At 75.3% G+C, this 19249-nt stretch carries 17 protein-coding genes; 5 read left to right on the top strand and 12 right to left on the bottom strand.

Translation table 11 applies throughout. The annotated features are described in order from the left end of the window. The first annotated feature begins 62 nt into the window (after window positions 1-62). Window positions 63-2348 (top strand): arylsulfatase, encoded by a 2286-nt coding sequence (locus tag D459_RS0117230; protein WP_017594258.1) that lies wholly within the window; start codon window positions 63-65, stop codon window positions 2346-2348. A 2041-nt stretch (window positions 2349-4389) separates the two neighbouring features. On the opposite strand, the gene D459_RS0117225 is transcribed toward D459_RS0117230, so the two are convergent. The 8 genes from D459_RS0117225 to D459_RS0117195 form a co-directional block, all read right to left on the bottom strand. Further along, window positions 4390-5253, bottom strand: a complete 864-nt coding sequence (locus tag D459_RS0117225) for a bile acid:sodium symporter family protein (protein WP_017594257.1) — start codon at window positions 5251-5253, stop codon at window positions 4390-4392. 505 nt (window positions 5254-5758) lie between these two features. Then, on the bottom strand, window positions 5759-6517 hold the full coding sequence (locus D459_RS0117220; protein ID WP_017594256.1) for an SDR family NAD(P)-dependent oxidoreductase: 759 nt from the start codon (window positions 6515-6517) through the stop codon (window positions 5759-5761). A gap of 210 nt (window positions 6518-6727) precedes the next feature. Next, window positions 6728-7699, bottom strand: coding sequence for an ABC transporter substrate-binding protein (locus D459_RS31965; protein ID WP_017594255.1), 972 nt, complete (start codon window positions 7697-7699; stop codon window positions 6728-6730). A 185-nt stretch (window positions 7700-7884) separates the two neighbouring features. Further along, on the bottom strand, window positions 7885-8187 hold the full coding sequence (locus D459_RS31960; RefSeq protein ID WP_017594254.1) for a hypothetical protein: 303 nt from the start codon (window positions 8185-8187) through the stop codon (window positions 7885-7887). A 62-nt stretch (window positions 8188-8249) separates the two neighbouring features. Beyond that, window positions 8250-9989 carry an ABC transporter ATP-binding protein gene (locus D459_RS0117210; protein ID WP_017594253.1) on the bottom strand — a complete coding sequence of 580 codons (1740 nt, stop codon included), beginning with the start codon at window positions 9987-9989 and terminating at the stop codon, window positions 8250-8252. Further along, on the bottom strand, window positions 9986-11788 hold the full coding sequence (locus D459_RS0117205; protein ID WP_017594252.1) for an ABC transporter ATP-binding protein: 1803 nt from the start codon (window positions 11786-11788) through the stop codon (window positions 9986-9988). Before D459_RS0117205 ends, D459_RS0117210 begins: the two co-directional genes overlap by 4 nt. 366 nt (window positions 11789-12154) lie before the next feature. Next, entirely contained in the window at window positions 12155-12292 is a 138-nt protein-coding gene (locus tag D459_RS35895; RefSeq protein ID WP_017594251.1) for a hypothetical protein, read from the bottom strand. Window positions 12293-12334: 42 nt separating this feature from the next. Continuing rightward, window positions 12335-13090 carry a DUF3159 domain-containing protein gene (locus D459_RS0117195; RefSeq protein WP_081620598.1) on the bottom strand — a complete coding sequence of 252 codons (756 nt, stop codon included), beginning with the start codon at window positions 13088-13090 and terminating at the stop codon, window positions 12335-12337. 240 nt (window positions 13091-13330) lie between these two features. On the opposite strand from D459_RS0117195, the gene D459_RS0117190 reads away from it, so the two are divergent. Together D459_RS0117190 and D459_RS0117185 are read left to right on the top strand one after the other, a co-directional pair. Next, complete coding sequence (locus D459_RS0117190; RefSeq protein WP_152523016.1) at window positions 13331-13837, top strand: hypothetical protein; 507 nt, start codon at window positions 13331-13333, stop codon at window positions 13835-13837. Window positions 13838-14010: 173 nt separating this feature from the next. Beyond that, window positions 14011-14724, top strand: a complete 714-nt coding sequence (locus D459_RS0117185) for a B3/B4 domain-containing protein (RefSeq protein WP_017594248.1) — start codon at window positions 14011-14013, stop codon at window positions 14722-14724. A 42-nt stretch (window positions 14725-14766) separates the two neighbouring features. On the opposite strand, the gene D459_RS0117180 is transcribed toward D459_RS0117185, so the two are convergent. Beyond that, complete coding sequence (locus D459_RS0117180) at window positions 14767-15630, bottom strand: helix-turn-helix transcriptional regulator (RefSeq protein ID WP_017594247.1); 864 nt, start codon at window positions 15628-15630, stop codon at window positions 14767-14769. 138 nt (window positions 15631-15768) lie between these two features. Between D459_RS0117180 and D459_RS0117175 the strand changes: the two genes are divergently transcribed. Next, entirely contained in the window at window positions 15769-16548 is a 780-nt protein-coding gene (locus tag D459_RS0117175; RefSeq protein ID WP_017594246.1) for an NAD(P)H-dependent oxidoreductase, read from the top strand. A 63-nt stretch (window positions 16549-16611) separates the two neighbouring features. Here D459_RS0117175 and D459_RS0117170 read toward each other — a convergent pair whose 3' ends face one another. Together D459_RS0117170 and D459_RS0117165 are read right to left on the bottom strand one after the other, a co-directional pair. Then, complete coding sequence (locus D459_RS0117170) at window positions 16612-16806, bottom strand: DUF397 domain-containing protein (protein WP_017594245.1); 195 nt, start codon at window positions 16804-16806, stop codon at window positions 16612-16614. Next, window positions 16803-17612 (bottom strand): helix-turn-helix domain-containing protein, encoded by an 810-nt coding sequence (locus tag D459_RS0117165; protein WP_026120475.1) that lies wholly within the window; start codon window positions 17610-17612, stop codon window positions 16803-16805. Before D459_RS0117165 ends, D459_RS0117170 begins: the two co-directional genes overlap by 4 nt. 292 nt (window positions 17613-17904) lie before the next feature. On the opposite strand from D459_RS0117165, the gene D459_RS0117160 reads away from it, so the two are divergent. Continuing rightward, window positions 17905-18279, top strand: coding sequence for an ATP-binding protein (locus D459_RS0117160; RefSeq protein WP_017594243.1), 375 nt, complete (start codon window positions 17905-17907; stop codon window positions 18277-18279). A 77-nt stretch (window positions 18280-18356) separates the two neighbouring features. On the opposite strand, the gene D459_RS0117155 is transcribed toward D459_RS0117160, so the two are convergent. After that, window positions 18357-19211: an NmrA family NAD(P)-binding protein gene (locus D459_RS0117155; RefSeq protein WP_020380224.1), complete on the bottom strand. Its 855-nt coding sequence runs from the start codon at window positions 19209-19211 to the stop codon at window positions 18357-18359. Window positions 19212-19249 lie beyond the last annotated feature (38 nt).

Below are 19249 nucleotides of genomic sequence, written 5' to 3'. Positions count from 1 at the left end.
CCAGAGCAGGCTCCGCGCTCGGAGGCAGGCACGCGTGCGGCCGGCGAGAGGAGACGGACACCATGGCCCACCCCCCGCCCCGGAAACGGTCCTCCCTCAGCGGTCCCGACCGGTCCGGCCTGGAGTACCCGCCCCTCCCCCGCCCCCGGGACGGCGCCCCCGACGTGGTCGTCATCGTCCTCGACGACCTGGGGTTCGCCCAGACCTCGGTGTACGGCTCGGACATCGCCACCCCGAACATCGACCGGCTCGCCGCGGGCGGCCTGGCGTACAACCGGTTCCACGTCACCGGCATGTGCTCGCCCACCCGCGCCTCCCTGCTCACCGGCCGCAACCACCACGCGGTGGGCATGGGGTTCCTGGTCGACCTGCCCGTCGCCCACCCGGGGTACAACGCGCGCGTCCCGCCCTCGGCGGCGCCGCTGCCCCGCGTCCTGCGCGACGCCGGGTACTCGACCCTGGCCGTCGGGAAGTGGCACCTGACCCCGCGCTGGGAGCGGTCCGCGGCCGGCCCCTTCGACCGCTGGCCGCTCGGGTTCGGCTTCGAGCGGTTCTACGGCTTCCTCCAGGGCGACGCCAACCACTGGGCGCCGTGGCCGGTCCGCGACAACCACTACACCGAGCCGCCGCGCGGCCCCGGCGAGGGCTACCACCTCAGCGAGGACCTGGTCGAGACCGCCCGGCGGATGATCACCGACCAGCGCAACGCCGCCCCGGACAAGCCGTACCTCCTCCACCTCGCCTTCGGCGCGATGCACGCCCCGCACCACGTGGCCCCCGAGTGGACGGAGCCCTACCGCGGCCGCTTCGACCACGGCTGGGAGCGCTGGCGGGAGGAGGTCTTCGCACGCCAGACCGCCGCCGGGATCGTCCCCCGGGGCACCGAGCTCCCGCCGCGCCCGCCCTGGGTGCCCGAGTGGGACGCCCTCCCCGCCGGCGAGCGCCGCGTCCTCGCCCGCATGCAGGAGGTCTACGCCGGCTTCCTCACCCACACCGACGCCCAGATCGGGCGGCTCCTCGACTTCCTGGAGGAGGCGGGCCGCCTGGAGAACACCCTGGTCCTGCTGCTCTCCGACAACGGCGCCAGCGCCGAAGGGGGCGTGCAGGGCACCTCCAACGAGCACCGGTTCTCGTCCCGGATGGCCGACACCGCCGCCGACAACCTGGCGCACCTGGACCGCTGGGGCGGCCCGGACACCTACCCGCACTACGCCTGGGGGTGGGCGTGGGCCGGCAACACCCCGCTGCGCCTGTGGAAGCGCTACACCTGGCTCGGCGGCACCCGGGCCCCGCTGATCGCGCACTGGCCGCGCGGCATCGCCGGCCCCGGGCGGATCAGCGGCCAGGTGTGCCACGCGGTCGACCTGATGCCGACGGTCCTGCAGGCGTGCGGCGTCCCCGCCCCCGACCGGGTGGACGGGGTGGAGCAGCAGCCGGTCGACGGCCGCAGCCTGCTCCCGGTCTTCCGGGACCCCGGGGCGCCCGAGGAGCCGCGGACGCAGTACTTCGAGCTGCTCGGCTCGCGGTCGATCCTGCACGGCGGCTGGAAGGCCACCACCGACCACGTCTCCCGAGGCGTCGCGGACGAGGAGCGGCTCCTGCTCGGCAGCCGCGACTTCGCCACCGACCGCTGGTCGCTGTTCCGCCTGGACGACGACTTCGCCGAGGCCCGGGACCTCGCCGACGAGCACCCGGAGGTCGTCGCCGAGCTGGAGGAGCGCTGGTTCGCCGAGGCGGAGCGGAACGGCGTGCTGCCGCTCAACGACGCCCTGCAGGACCGCCTCGCCGCGATGGTGCAGCCCGCGTACGGCATCCCGCAGCGGGGCCGCTACCTCCCCGGGGGCGGGCCCGTGCACGACGAGGCGCTCCCCCCGCTGTTCGGCGGGTTCACCCTCACCGCCGACGTGGAGGTGCCGGCCCGGGGCGCGGACGGCGTGCTGTGCGCACTGGGCGACCGTACCGGGGGCTTCGTGCTGCACTGCGCCGGCGGGCGGCTCACCCTGGCCTGCTCCCGGGCGGGCGACGTCGACCGGGTGGCCGCCCCGGAGCCGCTGGAGCCGGGGCGGCGCAGCGCGGGCTTCGCCTACGACGCCCGGGCCGGGGAGTTCCGCCTGCTGCAGGACGGCCGGACGGTGGCCTCGGTGCCGCTGGGCGGCGCCTTCCCCCTGGTCTTCCAGCACGGCGGCACCGGCCTGTGCATCGGCTACGACCGGGGACTGCCGGTGGACGGCTCCTACCGCCCGCCGCACCCCTGGACCGGGACCGTCCACGAGGTGGTCATCGACACGGGCCCGAGCCGCCCCCGCGACCCGGCGGAGGAGGCGCGCATCGCCATGCACGGCGACTGAGAACCTCCGGCCCTTCGATGATCTTGACGCTGCGGCCCCATCAGAGCGCCTCGTCGCCAAGCGGCCGCTGCAACGAGGACCCGGAGAGCGGCGAGGACGGGAGGGGGGACCGGCCGGCCGGTCAGGCGCGGCGCCTCGCGGGGCGGGGTTCAAGCGGGCGGCGAGGGCAGGGAGGGGAACCGGCTGGTCGGTCGGGCGCGGCGCCCCGCGGAGCGGGGGTTCAAGCAGGCAGCGACGGCAACGGTGGGGCCGAGGCCGGGCATCTCACCCGGGCGCGGCGCCTCACGGGGCCGGAGTTCAAGCAGGCAGCGACGGAGGGAGGGGCACCGGCCGGCCGGTCGGGCACGGCGCCCCACGGAGCGGGGGTTCAAGCAGGCAGCGACGGCAACGGTGGGGCCGAGGCCGGGCATCTCACCCGGGCGCGGCGCCTCACGGGGCCGGAGTTCAAGCAGGCAGCGACGGAGGGAGGGGCACCGGCCGGCCGGTCGGGCACGGCGCCCCACGGAGCGAAGGCCCAAGCGGGCGGCAACGGTGCCGGTGGGGGTCGGGGCCGGATCGCTGCCGGGGAACCCGCCCCCTGGGCGATGATCTTGACGGCTATCAAGCCGCGTTGATAGGGCCGCAACGCCAAGATCATCGGGGAGAGGCTCGGGAAGGGGCGCCCCGGCGGTGCGGGCGGACCCGCCCGTACCCACCAGGGTGGCCTTATCCCCCTATACCCGGTTTGCGGCAGGGGTCGGCCGGGGGCGGGGGCGCCCTGCGCACCTCGACAGCACCCCGATTACATCTACCAGCGAATAGTAAGCCCCCAAGCCCCCACCACCCCCTCCCCGGTCACCCAGAGTGGCCAAAGCAGGGCCCGACGGAGGGACGAAAGCGACATCTCGCCCCCGCGCCGCCCCTGCCCGGGTTCCGGCCCCCTGTCTCCCGGCCTTGTGGGCGGCCCAAACCCCCGATCACCGGCCCGATCGGGGCCGTTCGAGCCTGCCGGGGGCCGATCCGGGCCGGGATGCGCACCGCGACGCCACCGGGGTGCTCTCGCGGTGCGCAGGGCACCCCGCCCCACCATCACCCTGCGTATTTGCCCAGGTCGGGGAGGGGGTAGCGGTTTCAGGGCGGCCGACCACGTCCCCCAGGCGGCGCGGGCGCGGCCCCCCCGCCGCCCCGGCCCCGCTTGAACCCCGCTCTGCGGGGCGCCGCGCCGGACCGACCGGCCGGTCCCCACCGCCGCCCTCGCCGCCCGCCTGAGCCCCCGCCCCGTGGAGCGCCGCGCCCGGGCGATCGCCTCCGCCCCGCCCCCACCTCCGCCGTCGCCGCCGGTCTGAACCTTCGCTCCGCGGGGCGCCGCGCCCGACCGACCGGCCGGCCCCCTCCCGCCTTCGCCGCCTGCTTGACCCCCCGCTCCGCGAGCCGCCGCGCCCGGGTGACCGTCTGCGCCCCGCCCCTCCCTCCGCCGTCGCCGCCGGTCTGAACCTTCGCGCCGCGGGGCGCCGCGCCCGACCGACCGGCCGGCCCCCTCCCGCCTTCGCCGCCTGCTTGACCCCCCGCTCCGCGAGACGCCGCGCCCGGGTGCCCGTCTGCGCCCCGCCCCTACCTCCGCCGTCGCCGCCGGTCTGAACCTTCGCTCCGCGGGGCGCCGCGCCCGACCGACCGGCCGGCCCCCTCCCGCCTTCGCCGCCTGCTTGAACCCCCGCTCCGCGAGACGCCGCGCCCGGGTGACCGTCTGCGCCCCGCCCCTACCTCCGCCGTCGCCGCCGGTCTGAACCTTCGCTCCGCGGGGCGCCGCGCCCGACCGACCGGCCGGCCCCCTCCCGCCTTCGCCCCCTGCTTGAACCCCCGCTCCGCGAGACGCCGCGCCCGGGTGACCGTCTGCGCCCCGCCCCTACCTCCGCCGTCGCCGCCGGTCTGAACCTTCGCTCCGCGAGACGCCGCACCCGACCGACCGGCCGGCACGCCCCCTCCTCTCCTCTGGTGTGCGGTATTGCAACAGGCACTGGAGACCACCCGCTCTGACAGGGCCGCAGCGTCAAGATCATCGTGTTCACCGCGCGGGCGGCAGCGTCCTGCGCCCGTAGGCGGCGAGCACCAGGGCCGGGCCGAACATCACCGCGCCGTAGACCGCCGAGGGGACCGCGTAGCCGAAGTCGCCCAGCAGCGTGCCGCCGATGAGCATGCCGAGGGCCGCGTTCTTCATGCCCAGCTCCAGCGCGAGGGTGAGCCGGTCCCGGCGCGGGGCGCCGATCGCCGCGCCGAGCAGCCAGCCCAGTGCGGCGCCGCCGAGGTTGAGCAGGACGACGACGAGGCCGGCCTGGTGGAGGTAGTCCGGGATGTCCTCGCGCAGGGCCAGCGCCACGCCGAGCACCATCAGCCCCAGCCCCGCCCCGGCGGCCACCGAGAACGGCCGCTCGATGCGGGCCGCCAGCGCGGGCAGCCGGTACCGGACCGCCATCCCCAGCAGCACCGGGGCGACCACCGTGGCCAGCATCCGCCCCACGGTCTCCCCGGGCGGCGGCACCACCGCCCCGACGTCCTGCTCCAGCGCGAGCAGGGTCCACAGCGGGAGCGTCGCGACGGCGGCCAGGCTGGCGGCCACGGTCAGCACGACCGACAGCGCGACGTTGCCGCGCCCGAGGAAGGCGCAGAGGTTGGACATGGTGCCGCCGGGCAGGGCGGCCACGATCACCAGCCCGACCGCGATCTCCGGGGGCGGCCGGAAGAGGAGCACGAGCAGCAGCCCCAGGAGCGGCACGGCCGCCAGCTGGCCGACCGAGCCCGCGGCGAGCGCGCGCGGCGAACGCAGCTCCCGGCGGAAGTCCCCGGGCGTCAGGGTCAGCCCGATCCCGGTCATGATCACGAACAGTGCGATCGGCATCCCGATCCCGACGGCCAGGGAATCCTGCTCCACCCGCGGCTCCCTACTCCGGTGGGCCCGCGCCGCCGCCGTCCGTTCCCGGGCCGGCACGGGCCGAGTCGGACTCCGCCCCGGCCACCGGACCCTTCCGGCCGCCGCGGGCTCGCACCTCGGAGCTGGAGCGCCATGCTAGACCGCCCTCCCCCGCCCGGATAGAGGGGCGTCCGGACAGAGGGGCACCCGATCGGAGGCGCCCCGAAGCGGCCCGCGGGCGCAACCGGCCGGAGGAGACCGGCGGGCGGTTCAAGGGGCGGGCGGCGCCTCGGCGGCGCGGCGCCCGCCCACCGCCCGGTGGCCCTCGGCGGCTCCGCGCCGGGGGGGGGAAGGCCGAGGTCGAAGACGGCGCCGGGGCCGGTCCGGTCGGCCGCGACCGGCCCGGCCTGCTCGGGCGGGAAGCGGTGTACCGAGGCGGGGCGGGCCCCGGCCCCGGCCCCAGGTGAGCTTCCCGGGGCCGGGGCACCGCGGCTCAGGGCGGGGTGCGCTCCCCCCGCCGGGCCGGTCAGCGGGCCAGGTAGCCGCCGTCGACGGGGTAGTAGGCGCCGGTGACGAAGGACGCGGCGTCGCTGGCGAGCCAGGCGACGATCTCGGCCACCTCCTCGGGCCTGCCGAGGCGCTGGAAGGCGTGCTGCGACTCCAGGAAGGCCAGGGCGTCCGCGTCGAGCGACTTCTCCACCAGCGGGGTGCGGATGAAGCCCGGGCCGACCGCGTTGACCCGGATCCCGTCGGCCGCGTGCTCCCAGGCGGCGGACTTGGTCATACCGACCACGCCGTGCTTGGCGGCGACGTAGGCGGCGGAGTTCGCGAAGCCCACCTGGCCGAGGATCGAGGCCATGTTGACGATCGATCCCCCTCCCCCGGCGCGCATGGCGCGGATGGCCGCGCGCTGGGTGTGGAAGACGCCGTTGAGGTTCACCTCGATGACGGCCCTCCAGCCCTTCTCGGAGTAGTCGCCCGAAAGGGCCTGCTCGCCGCCGATGCCCGCGTTGCCGACCGCGATGTGCACCCCGCCGAGTTCGGCGGCGACGGCGTCCATCGCGATGTCGACGGCGCTGTCGTCGGTCACGTCCACCACGGCGCTGTGCGTGCGGTGGCCGTGCGCCTCCAGTGCGGAGGCCGCCTCGGCCGCCGCGTCGCCGTCGATGTCCCACACCGAGACGTCGGCGCCGGAGCGGGCGAGCGCGTGCGCGCACGCCAGCCCGATCCCCGAGGCCCCTCCGGTGACGACGGCGACCTTCCCGTTCAGCTGGTAGTCGATCATGGCTCCCCCTCCTGCGGGGACCCTAACCGAGCCGCGGCGCGACCGGGGGGAAGCGGAGCCGGGTGGCGGGTTCCCGGTCCGGCGCCCGCCCGGCCCGCGCCCTGCTCTCCGAGCGGCTCCAGCGGCGGGCGGTGCGCCACCGCCCGCGTCGACGGCGCGGCGGGCGGGCTGCGGGAGGCGGGGCCGCCCGCCGGCCGGCGGGCGGCGGGGTCACCGGCCCCCGGTCTCCGCCCACAGGGCCGGCGTATCGGCGAGGCCGGCGGTCGCCTCCCCGTCGATCAGGACGGCCTGCAGGTCGTGGAGGACCCACCATGCGCTGAGGACGTCGCCGTTGTACCAGCCGGAGAACTCGGCTTCCGCGGTGACCGCCCCGGACGTGTCCAGCATGGGGTTGTCGAGCACGGACCGCCCTTCGCCGTAGACGTCGTCGACGAGCGCTATCACGACGTCGGCCCGGTGGTCCTCCAGCCTCTCCTCGGAGACCTCGGTGAAGCCCCATTCGGACCTGGCGGACTGCGCCTCGGGGCGTTCCAGTCCGACCCGCTCCAGCAGGGCGGCGAACTGGGTGCCGCCGTCGTAGGCGTAGAAGACCGGCGGGTACTCCTGCAGGACCGAGACGGTCCGCCCGGTGCGGCCCGCCTCTTCGATCCGGGCCGCCAGTGCGGAGGCCTCCGCACCGAAGCGGTCGGCGACCTCGGCGGCCTCGGCCGAGCGCCCGGTCACCGCGCCGATCACCTCCATCAGCTCGTCGACTTCGGTGCCTTCGTCGATGAGCACGACGGGGGCGATGGCCTCGAGCAGGCCGAGAAGGGAGCGGTGCTCGGGGTGGTCGAGCCCGACGATCAGGGACGGCGCCGCGTCGGCCACCGCTTCGGGGTCGTGCCCGCCCACGATCTCCGCCCCCGCGGCAGCGGCGATCTCCTCGCGTGCTCCCTGGCCGTCGTGGATGCGGGCGGCGTGGTCCGGTGCGGCGCCGACGGCCGCGAGGTTCAGCGCCGTGTAGACGTCCAGCGCCCAGATCCCCTCGTCGGTGACGGCCACTTCGACCTCACCGTTCGCGGCCTGCACCGTCACCGTGTCCCCGGGCGGCGGCTCCGGCGCGGAGGCCGTCGGGGAGCCGCAGGCGGCGAGCAGGACGGCCGTCGAGGCGGTGGCGGCGAGCGGAAGCGGGAGCGGTTTCATGGGCGCCTTTCGGGTCGGGCGGAGGGGCGCGGAGGAGGGGCGGCGGGCCCGGTGCTCCGCGGGAGGCGGAGGAAGCGGGCAGGGTCCCGGGCGGGGGCCGGGACAGGGGCCCGGGCGGGGGCGGAGGACCGGGACCGGGGCCGGCCGCCCCGGGGAAGGGGGTCCCGGGGCGGCCGGCCGCCGGGTCAGGCGGAGGCGCCCGTCTCCCAGTTCCGGCGGAGGCGGGCGTAGATCCCGCCGGACGCGATGAGCTCCGCCTCGGTCCCCGATTCGGCGAGGAGCCCGTCGCGGAAGACCCCGATCGCCCCGCCGATCGCCCCGCCGCCCCGGCCCGCCTCCGGCCGGGCGGGGAACGCCACGACGGCCGTTCCCGAGGCCGGCTCGGTCAGCGCGCGCCCGATCCGGTACTCGTCCGGTTCGGCGGCGGTCAGTACCAGCGTGGCGCCGGGCAGGAGCGGCCACACGATGAACGGGCGCAGGTACGCCATTGGTTCTCTCCTCACTGGGTCGGTCGTTCCGGCGGCCCCGGGCGCGGGCTCCCACGGCGGCTTCACGTTCCGGCGATGCGCCACTGCCGAGCCCGCTCGTACCGGCGGTTGAGGCGGGCGAACGCTCCTCCGGTGCGGAGCAGTTCCGCGGGCGTGCCGGTCTCGGCCACCCGGCCGCCGTCGAGCGAGACCACCAGGTCGGCCGCTGCCAGGGTCGCCGGGCGGTGGGCGATCACGATCACCGTCCGCCCGGGGTCGGCGCCGAGGTCGGCGATGGCCGCGGAGACCGCGGCCTCGTTCTCCGGGTCGAGCGCGGAGGCCGCCTCGTCGACGAGCACGATGCGCGCCCGCTTGAGCACCGCCCTGGCGATCGCCACCCGCTGGCGCTCGCCGCCCGACAGCCGGGCCCCGCCCTCGCCGACGCCCGTGCGCCAGCCGTCGGGCAGGCGCCCGATCACCTCGTCCAGCCGCGCCGCGCGGGCCGCCTCCTCGAGCTCGTCCCGGGTCGCCTCCGGCCGCGCCGTCCGCAGGTTGTTCTCGATGCTGTCGTCGAACAGGTAGACGTCCTGGAAGACGATGGCGACCTCGTCCAGCAGGGCGGCCGGGTCGATGTCGCGGACGTCGGTCCCGCCGATGCTCACCCGGCCCGTGTCGGCGTCGAAGAACCGGGCGATGAGCCGGGTCACCGTCGTCTTCCCGGAGCCCGAAGGCCCCACCAGCGCGGTGGTCGTGCCGGGCCGGAAGCGCAGCGAGACGCCGCTCAGCGCGGGGGCGTCGCCTCCCGGGTAGGTGAAGCCGACCTCCGAGAACTCGACCTCGGCCCCGCCCGTCCCGCGCACCGGTTCGGCCGGCGACGGCAGCGCGGGGGCCGCCAGCAGCTCCTCGATCCGCGCGATCTTGTTCCCCATCGCGCGCACCGCCCCGATGAGGTCGATCAGGTTGCCGAGCGGCTCCAGGAAGCGGGCGGCCAGCACGAGCAGCGCGATCGCCTCGGCGGGCCGGACGGCCCCGCTGAGCGCGAGCTCCGCGGCCAGCGCGAGCACCGCGGCGGAGCCGACCGCGATCACGCCGGTGTAGGCGAAGAACGGGCGCCGCGCGCGGCGCATCCCCTCCCGGTAGGTCTCGCGGTGGTCCGCGAGCGCGGCGTGCATCCGGGGCGTGCCGCCGGCGAGGCCAGCCGCGCGCAGGACCGGCTGGGCCTGGCCGAGTTCGATCGCCCGCCCCGCGACCCCGGCCGAGGCCCGCTCCAGCTCGATCTCGGCGGTCTCGCTGATCCGCGCGGCGCGCCGCAGCGCCCAGGAGGCGGCCGCGCCGATCGCGCACAGCAGCAGCGCCATCCGCCAGTCGACCGCGAACACCACGGCCACGACCGTCATCGGCAGCAGCGTCGAGGTGATCGCGGGCGCGGCGACGGTCACCGCCAGCCGCGCGGTGTCGCCCGCGTCCGCGGTCACCCCCCGCGAGAGCCTCGCCTTGCGCTCGGCGGTGAACCAGCCCAGCGGCAGAGTGCTCGCGTGGCGGATCAGCCGCCGCCGCAGCTGCGCCGCGAGGACGCCCGACGCCTTGAAGCCCACCGGTACGGCGATGATGCTCAGCACCGCGTACGCGGCGGCGCCGGCGGCTCCGGCGGCGAGCCACGGCGCGGCCGCGGCGATGTCGGGCTCAGGGCGCGCGAGGGCGCCCAGGACGGGGGCGAGCAGGCCGAGGAGGAGGCCCTGGAGGACGGCCTGCGCCGCGGTGAGCAGCCACAGGCGGGCCAGCAGCCGCGGTTCCGGCCACAGCCGGTACAGCCGGCGGATCATGAGAGGACCCCTTCCTGGGCGGCCCACATCCGGGCGTACACTCCCCCGTTCGCGAGCAGGTCCTCGTGGCGGCCCCGCTCGACCGGCCGCCCGTCCTCCAGCACGAGGATCTGGTCGGCGCCGGCGATCGTGTGCAGGCGGTGGGCGATCACGATCACCGTCTTGCCGGCCGCCAGGGCGGCCAGCGCGTCCTGGACCGCCGCCTCGCTGTCGGGGTCGAGCGAGGCCGTCGCCTCGTCCAGGACCACGATCGGCGCCCCGGACAGGATCGCCCGCGCGATCGTCAGCCGCTGGCGCTCCCCGCCGGACAGGCCGCCCCCGTTCGCGTCGAGCACCGTCGCGTACCCGTCGGGCAGGCGCTCGACCACGTCGTGGACGTGTGCGGCGACCGCCGCCCGGCGGACCTCCTCGTCGGAGGCGTCCGGGCGGCCGATGCGGATGTTCTCCGCCACGCTGTCCCGCAGCAGCGCGACGTCCTGGAAGACCAGCGACATCGAGGCCAGCAGCGCCTCCGAGGGAATCGACCGCACGTCGGCGCCACCGACCCGGATCGCCCCGCCCGTGACGTCGTGGAAGCGCGGGAGCAGGGCGGCGAGCGTCGTCTTGCCGGCCCCCGAGGGCCCCACGATCGCGGTCACCGTCCCGGGCGGGCAGACGAGGCTGACGTCCTCGACGGCGTTGACGGCCCCGTCGTAGGAGAAGGAGACCCGGTCGAACTCCACGCCGTGGCCGGCCGGCGAGCACGGGTGCTCGGGCTCGGGCAGGCGGGGGTGGGAGAGCAGCCGCTCGATGCCGACGGCGCCCATCCGGCCCTTGCGCACCCCTTGGGAGGCCGTCACCGCCGGGAGGATCGAGTTCGGCAGGCCGACCGCGACGACCAGGAAGGCGACCAGGTCCGCGGCGGCCAGCGCGCCCTGGGCGACGAAGGCCGTCCCGGCGGCCGTCACGGCGGCGAGCACCGCCATCTCCGAGCCGAGCAGCCGCGACGCCGCCGAGCTGTAGCGCACCTCGGCGACCCAGGCGGCGAACGCCCGGGTGTGCTCGTCCACGGCGTCGTCGAAGCGGCGCAGGAGGCGCCCTCCGGTCCCGAACGCCTTGACCACCTGGATCCCGTCCGCGTACTCGACGCTCGCGGCGCTGATCCTGGTCTCGGCGGCGGCCAGGCGCTCCATGTGCGCCGTCATGGACCGCATCGAGACGTGGTAGAAGACCCCGGTCAGGGCCAGTACGCCCAGGGCGGTCAGCGCCATCGGGACGTCGACCAGGAGCAGGTAGGCCGCGCCGACGGCGATGACCGTGACCGCCCCGGTCAGCTGGCCCAGGGCGTGCGCGATGACCTCGTGCATCTCCTCCAGGTCGCCCGTCATCGCCCGCTTGACCCGGCCCGATCCCGATGCCCGGAACCAGCCCAGCGGCAGCGCGCCGAGGTGGCGGACGATCCGCACCCGCAGTTCGTGCAGGATCTTCGCGTCCGCGTAGTGGCCCACCCGGGAGGACTGGACGAGCAGCAGCAGCCGCAGGCCCGCGCCGGCGGCGCCGACGGCGACCCAGGTCCAGACGGCCGTGTGCGCCTCCCCGGGGGCGGCGAGCACGGCCCGCGCGATCTCCGCGACGGCGATGTAGGGCACGAGCCCCGCCGCCGCGCTCAGGGCCGAGAGGACCGCGCAGGCCGCGAGGTGCGCCCGGATCGGCGCGAACAGCCGGGCCAGCGCCCCGGCGCCCGCGAGCCCGGCCGCCTCCCCGGTGTCTGCGGGCGGGTCCCCTCCGGGGTCCGTGCGTGTGTCCGCCGTCGTGCTCATGTCCCGTCCCGTCTCCTCCTGGGGCCGCCGCGCCGCCGCATCGGGTCCGCGCGGGCCGGCCCGCACCGCTCGGCGGCACCGCCGCGGCCCGCCATCGGAGGTCAGGTTTGCCTAACCTCACCGCAATCCTTGATCCTCAAGGCGACGTGATGTCAAACGTGCGGACGGGCGGGCCCCGGCGGCGCCCCGATCGGCCGGGGGACGGCCCTCTGCGGCCTGCCCCTGTGGGCACCGCGCGGGCGGCGCCCCGCCGGGCACCGGCACCAGACCGCCGTTACGGAACAGGTTCACCGCGTGACGGAAGCGCCGCCGCTCCGGGCCGCGGTGCCTCCGGCCCGGGCCCGCCCGGCCGGCGCCCGGCCGCCGCTACTTTGCGCGGCGGCGCGGCGCGCCCCGGCAGTCGCGCTGCGACCACCACAGGATCTCCCCGGAGTCGAGGACGCGCGCCATCGCCGGGTCGCCGAGCCGCGGGGCGGGGTCGACCCGGGTCGCACCGGTGAGCACGGCGGCCGGCCGGTCGTGGGCGAAGGCGTCGCGGCGGGCGGTTCAGGCGGCGGGGGCCGCGCTCTTCGCCAGGCGCTTGGTGGTGCGGCGGAAGGCCCAGACCACGACCACCGCGGCCAGGGCCGTCAGCGGGAAGCCGGTCACGGTGTCGGCGATGGCCAGGCCGGTGGTGGAGTCGGCGAGGTAGAGCCACTGGCTCACGGCGAACCGGCCGGCGAAGACCGCCGCCACCGTGAGGGTGGCCAGGTCGTGGGCGAGCAGGCTGGGCCGGTCGGCGCGCCAGTCGTGCCCGCCGCCGTGCACCGCGTTCCAGATGCCCCCGGTCAGCGGCCGGCGCACCAGCAGCGACCCCAGGGTGAGCACCGCGCCGGCCAGGGACGCCCAGATCCCGATCAGGAAGAAGTCGTTGGCCGACCCGGTCCAGGCCGATACGCCTCCGGCTGCCGCGACGCCGAACACGCCGCCCATCGCCGTCATGAAGGCCTCGCCGCGCCACATCCGGAACACCGCCAGCGCCCCGGCCGCGGCGATGGCGGCCCCGATCGCCGCCGGCAGCGGGACGAACGGCACCGCCGCCGCGAACCCCGCCACCGGCAGGGCGGAGTACACCATCCCCGAGGGGCCGCCCATCCCGTCGAGCACGGCCTGCTTGACGTCGACGGGCCGCCCGTCCCCGGGGCCTGCGGCGTCCGCGGCGCCGGCACGGTCGTCGTCGGTCACGGTCGCTGCATCCTCCCAGCGGGTGTGCGGTCCGGTGCTGCTCGGCGGGTCGGTGCGGTCGCGTCGAGTGGTGGTCATGCCCTGAATTCCAGCAGCGGGCGCCCCTGCCCGGCAGGGCGGCCGCGTCACCTCCGCACCGTGACGTTTCCTCGGGGAACGCATGACGCGGCGTCACTGGCGCCCCGGAGAGGAGGCCGGTTTACGATGTTGCACCCGATACCGGTGGAACCGCCCCTCGGGTGGGACAGGCCCTTGCGATGGGCCCTGGCGCCACCGGCGAGCATCGGCTCCGCCTCCCTGCGACCGGATTGCGCCCCCATGATCTCGATAGAAGACCTCGTCAGGGCGGGAAGCCCTGCGCCGGCGCCCAGGCCGCTCGAAATGGATCCCTTGCGAGAGGAGGACGCCCTGCAGGAGGTTCAGCTGCTCGACTCCCTGGCCCGCCCGCTGACGGCCGTCGCGGCGCTCCTCTTCGAAATGCGCACTTCGCTGCAGTTCGACGACGGGAATTCCGCACTGCTCGTGGTACGCGGCCTGGAATCGTTCGAATGGCGCTCGTCTCCGATAAAGGGGCCGCTCACGGCGATGACGATCTTGTCCAGCACCCCGACCCGCGCCGGCGGTTCATGCCGCGTCAGGCTCGTGTTCCACCCTGCCGCAGAGCTCATCGTCGTCGGCGAGCTGATGGAGTTCTATGTCCTCGACGCGGAGGCGATAGGCGACACGCCGCCCGACTATACGGACATGGACCTGGCGGGCGTTGAGCACGGACTGCCGTCATGGCACTCCAGGTGCACCCTGCTCCAGGCGTCGATTTCGCGGTGACGGCGGCGGATCCGGCCGACCGGGGCGGCGCACCTCGGGAGGCGCGTCCGGCCGCTCCGTCCTACCGTGGGGGCGTTGCGACGCCCCGCGTCGGTCACGGCCGCCTCCCGGGCCGCCCGTGACCGCACCGCACCGAGCGGCCCCGCCGCCTCGGCCGACCTGCAGAAAGCGCGATGATCTCCTTCTCCCTCTCCCTCGACGTCTCCGCCGCGTTCCCCGGCACCCTCATCGCCCTGGTCACCGCCGATGTCCTGCGCGTCCGCGAGCCCTGGCCCCGGTGCGCGGCCGCGCTGGAGGACCTGGAGCGGAAGGCCGCCGAAGGCGCGTGGGCCCCCGCCGGCGGGACCGATCCGCGCATCCGGGCGTGGCACGCCGCCTACCGCTCCTTCGGCACCGACCCGAACCGCGTCCGCCCCGGCGTGGAGGCGCTCGGCCGCCGCCTCGCGGAGAAGGGCCGCCTGCCCCGGGTCAACCCGGCCGTCGACGCCTGCAGCGCGGTCTCCGTCCGCAGCGGCCTGCCCGCGAGGGCCTTCGACCTGGACGCCATCGCCCGCCCCGTCGAGATCCGCTTCGCCGAGGGCACCGAGGAGTTCACCCCGCTCGGGGAACCGGGCACCGTGCGGTCCCCCGCTCCCGGCGAAGTCGTCTACGCCTCCGGAACCGAGGTGCTGACCCGGCACTGGAACCACCGCGACGCCCGCCGCACCCGCGTCACCGAGGACTCCGAGCAGGTCGTGTTCGTCCTGGAGACCGTGGACGCCGCGCGCGACGGGGAGCGCCTCCGGGAGGCCGTCCTCCGGCTGGAGGAGCTGCTCGCGCCCCACGCCGACGAGGTCGAGGCCGAGTATCTGGCGCCGTCGCAGCCGCAGGTCATGGCGGGCTTCTGACCTCGGCCACGGGGCGGCCTCCCCGGCGCACGTGCCCCGGCGTCAGCGGCGGGGCCCGTCGGCCTCTCGGGCCCGGGTGTCCGCTGCGGTGTGGGGGCCGCCGTCCGCGCCGAGGCTTTCGAGGAGGCGCAGCCCGTCCTCGGCGGGGCTTCCGGGGGGCGCGGAGAGCACCAGCAGCTCCATGCCCGGCTCGTTCGGAAGCACGAAGTTCTCCTGGTGCAGTTCCAGCAGGCCCACCAGCGGATGGCGGAAGGCCTTGCGCCCGTGCGAGCGGGCGCGCACCTCCGCGCGGGCCCACAGCCGGCGGAAGCGCTCGCTGCGCATCGCCAGCTCGCCGATGAGCGAGGCCAGGCGCGGGTCGTCGGGGTACTCGCCGGCGGCGAGGCGCAGGTGCCCCACCACGTCGAGGGTGCACTCCTCCCAGTTGGCGTAGAGGCCGCGCTCGGCCTCTTCGAGGAAGAGGTGCCGGGCGGTGTTCATGCCCGGCAGCGGCCGGTCGAACAGGAGCCCGGCCAGGCGGTTCCCGGCGAGCGCCTCCAGGCGGTGGTCCATGATCAGCGCGGGTGCGCCGGCGACCAGGTCGAGGACGCGCAGCAGCTCCGGCCGGACCCGCCCGGCCGGCGGCTTCGCGCGGCGGCGGCGCTGCCGCGCGAGCCGGCAGAGATGCCCCCGTTCGGTCTCGTCCAGGCCGAGGACGCGGGCGAGCGCGTCGAGGACCTGATCGGACGGCTGGGTCGCGCGCCCCTGCTCCAGGCGGACGTAGTAGTCCACGCTGACCCCGGACAGGTGCGCCACCTCCTCGCGGCGCAGCCCCGCGACGCGCCGGCGGCTGTCGGTGGGGATGCCGACGGTGGCCGGGTCGACCCGGGAGCGCCGGGTCCGCAGGAAGCCCGCGAGATCGTCCATGCCCTCAGTATGGCGGCGGCTCCGCCGGAGAAGGTGGCCCTGCCGATACCAGGAAGTCCCGTCCGCCGGAAGGGGCGCCCCTGAACACCGGGCGCCGGAACTCCCAGGATCGAGCGCATCCGATCCGAAGGAGTTCCCATGAAGACGCTGATCGTCTACGCCCACCCGGAGCCGGAGTCGCTCAACGGCTCGCTGAAGGACCTCGCGGTCTCCACGCTGCGGGGCGCCGGGCACGAGGTGCGGGTGAGCGACCTGTACGCGATGGACTGGAAGGCGGCGGTGGACGCCGCGGACTTCGGGCCCGCCGCCTCGGGCCGACTGAAGGTCGCCCGGGACTCGGGGCGGGCCTTCGAAACCGGGTCGCTCACCCCCGACGTCGTCGCCGAGCAGGAGAAGCTGCTCTGGGCCGACACGGTCGTCTTCCAGTTCCCGCTGTGGTGGTACTCGATGCCCGCGATCCTCAAGGGCTGGGTGGAGCGGGTGTTCAGCTACCGGTTCGCCTACGGCGTCGGCGAGCACGACGGGACCAGGTACGGCGAGCGCTTCGGCGAGGGCACCCTGGCGGGCAGGAGGGCCCTGCTGTCGGTGACCGTCGGCGGCCCGGAGTCGCACTATGCCGCGCGCGGGATCAACGGGCCCATCGACGATCTGCTGTTCCCGATCCAGCACGGCATTCTTTTCTACCCGGGTCTGGAGGTGCTGCCGCCGTTCGTGCTGTACGGCACGGACCGGCTCACCGACGAGGAGTACCCGGACATCGCCAAGGCCTGGCGGCAGCGGCTGCTCACCCTGGAGTCGACCGAGCCGATCGCCTTCCGCCGGCAGAACTTCGGTGACTACGAGATCCCCTCGCTGGCTTTGAAGGAGGGGCTGGAGCCCGCGGGCCGCACCGGCTTCGGGCTGCACGTGCGCGGCTGACCTCCGGGAGGAACGACGGGCCCCTCGCCGCGTCCGGCGAGGGGCCCGTGGGAAGAGCGGGGATCAGGACCGGTCGGACTTCACCTCGCGCAGGAACGCCGCCCATTCCCCGGAGGGGAAGGAGAGGTGGCCGAGCCCGCGATTCCGTGTATCGCGGACGGCCGCTCCGCGTTCAGGGATCGGGGCGAACTCCACGCACTCGCCACCGGTGTCGTTGCTGTAGCTGGACTTGCGCCAGTTCAGGCCGGGGGCCGTCATTCGAACTCTCCTCGAATCTCTGTGATCAGCTTCAGCGATGCCGCCGTGGGAAGCGCCGCTCCCTGCAGGTCCCCGAACAGCCGCAGGTAGTCGTCCACCGCCTCGCCGTCTTGGGTACCGGTTCCCGAGCGTCGCGTTTCCAACCAGAGCAGGTAGCCGCCATCCACCCGGTACAGGACGAACCCGTTCGACAGTCCGGGGTGGACTTCGGTGGCGAAGGGCACGACCTGCACCGATACATAAGGCCAGTCCGCCACCTCTATGAGGCGGTCGAGCTGGCGTCCCATGATCGCACGCCCGCCCACAGGGCGCCGCAGCACCATCTCATCGAGGATCAGCAGAAGCCGGGGAGGAACCTCCGCTTCCAGAAGCCGCTGCCGGGTCTTGCGCGCCTGCACCAGCTCTTCGATCTTCGCCGTCGGCGCATTGGGGAGGCCGGCGCGCAGCAGCGTCCGCATGTACTCCTCGGTCTGCACCAGACCGGGGACGACCGATAGCGAATACTGCCGGATCTCGGTGGCGGCCCGTTCCCGCTGCGCCGCCTGCTGGAACCAGGGCGGAAGCAGGTCGCTTTCGGCCGAGCCGTCCCACGCCCCCTCCAAGATTTTTTTAGTACCGAGGGCCGCATCGATTTTCACTACATGCGACCGTTTGATCCCCCGCTTTCCGCGCTCCATCGCGCTCAGCATGGCCGCCGATATACCGGTCACCTCGGCCAGTTCCTTCAGCGGGATCCCCACTTTCTCCCGCTCGGCGCGCATCTGGCGGCCTATTCGCGCCCATCGCGCACTGTTCTTGCTCACCATGCTCTACACATCAGCACGGAACGAGCACAACTGTCCACCCCTTGAATACCGGCAAGGTCGAAGTTGGTTGAAGGTATAGCAGGTCAGAACACACTTCGGGCAGTGTGAGCGAACACGAGAAAGACCCTGTCCGGTAATGCCGTACCGGACAGGGCCCGTTCCCCACCAGTGACGGCAGAAAGGAAACCCGGTGAGGACCGTGAAGAGCACTGGAGCCCGAATCACCCCGCATTACCAGTTTCCACAGCATTCCTCCGTATTCCGGTGCAGTCTGCCGGGAAAGCGCGCCTCGGTGGCCCGAGCGCGGAACTGGGCGGCCACGATCGTCGGTCGGCGCACCGACGGCGGACCCGAAACGGCCCGCACCGCTGAGCTGCTGGTCAGCGAGGCGGTCACCAACGCCATCCTCCACACCGCCAGCGGCGAACCCGGCGGGAGCTTCACCGTCGTGCTCACGACCGCGCCCGGCGCCGTGCGGATCGAGGTGCACGACGCCGGGGGCGCCGCCACCGCGCCCCGCCCCCTCTCCCCGCTCCCCGACTCCGAGCACGGGCGCGGGGTCGCCCTGATGGCCGCCCTCGCCCAGGAGTGGGGCGTCCTGTCCGGCGGCCGGCTCCGCGGCGTCTACTTCGTGCTGCACACCCGCCCCGCCGGAGCAGGCCTGTGAACCGACCGCACCGTCCGCGGCCGTGCGGCCCCACCGGAGGAGTCGGTGGGGCCGCACGGCCGCGGACGGCCGATCCGTCACGCCGGGGTGAACGCGGCCGCGTAGTCGCGGGCGAAGTCGGCGATGTCGCGCGCCGGGCGCCCGGTGAGGTCGGCGACCGCGGTGTGCACTTCGGCGGCCTCGCCCCTGGCGTAGTGGGCGTAGTCCTCGACCAGGCCGTCGAGCTGCCACTGCGGGAGGACGCCGGCCAGCGCGGCGGTGAACCGCTCGGCGGGCGCGTCGCGGAACGCGACCTCCCGGCCGGTGGCGGCGGAGAGCGCGGCGGCGATCTGGTCGTGGGTCACCGCGCGGGGCCCGGTCAGCGTGTACGTGCGGCCGGTGTGCCCGGCGCCGGCCAGCACCGCCGCTGCGGCCTCCGCGATGTCCCTGGTGTCGACGGCGCTGACCGCGGCGCCGCCGATGGGGGCGGTGAACCAGCCCTGCGCGATGGTGCCGGAGAAGCCGAGCAGCGCCTGCATGTAGAGGTTGGGCCGGAGCACGGTGTGGTCGAGGCCGAGCCTCCGCACGTGCGCTTCGACCTCGGCGTGCCAGCGCAGGAACCGCACCGGCGAGTCGGCGCGCGCCGCGTACTGCGAGAGCAGCACCAGCCGGTCCACGCCGGCGTCGCGGGCGAGGTCGGCGAAGCGGATCTGCAGGGCGGCGGCGTCCGCCGCCGAGGGGCTGTTCAGGAAGGCCGCGTCGACGCCCTTCAGCGCGTCGGCGACCGCCTCCGGGTCGTTCAGGTCCGCGACGGCGCTCTCCGCGCCGGGGACGGACCGGTCGGGGTCGCGGACCATCGCGCGGACCGCGATGCCGCGCGCCCGCAGGGCGGGGACCAGCGCGGATCCGACGGTTCCGGTCGCTCCGGTCACGAGCACGGTCGGGGTGTCCATGGTCATCGTTCCTTTCCGCCGATACGGCGCGGGGTGGT

It is taken from the genome of Nocardiopsis potens DSM 45234, from assembly GCF_000341105.1.
GTDB lineage: Bacteria > Actinomycetota > Actinomycetes > Streptosporangiales > Streptosporangiaceae > Nocardiopsis_A > Nocardiopsis_A potens.
Note: the sequence above shows the minus strand (reverse complement) of the source record. Positions and strands in the feature narration are given on the sequence as shown.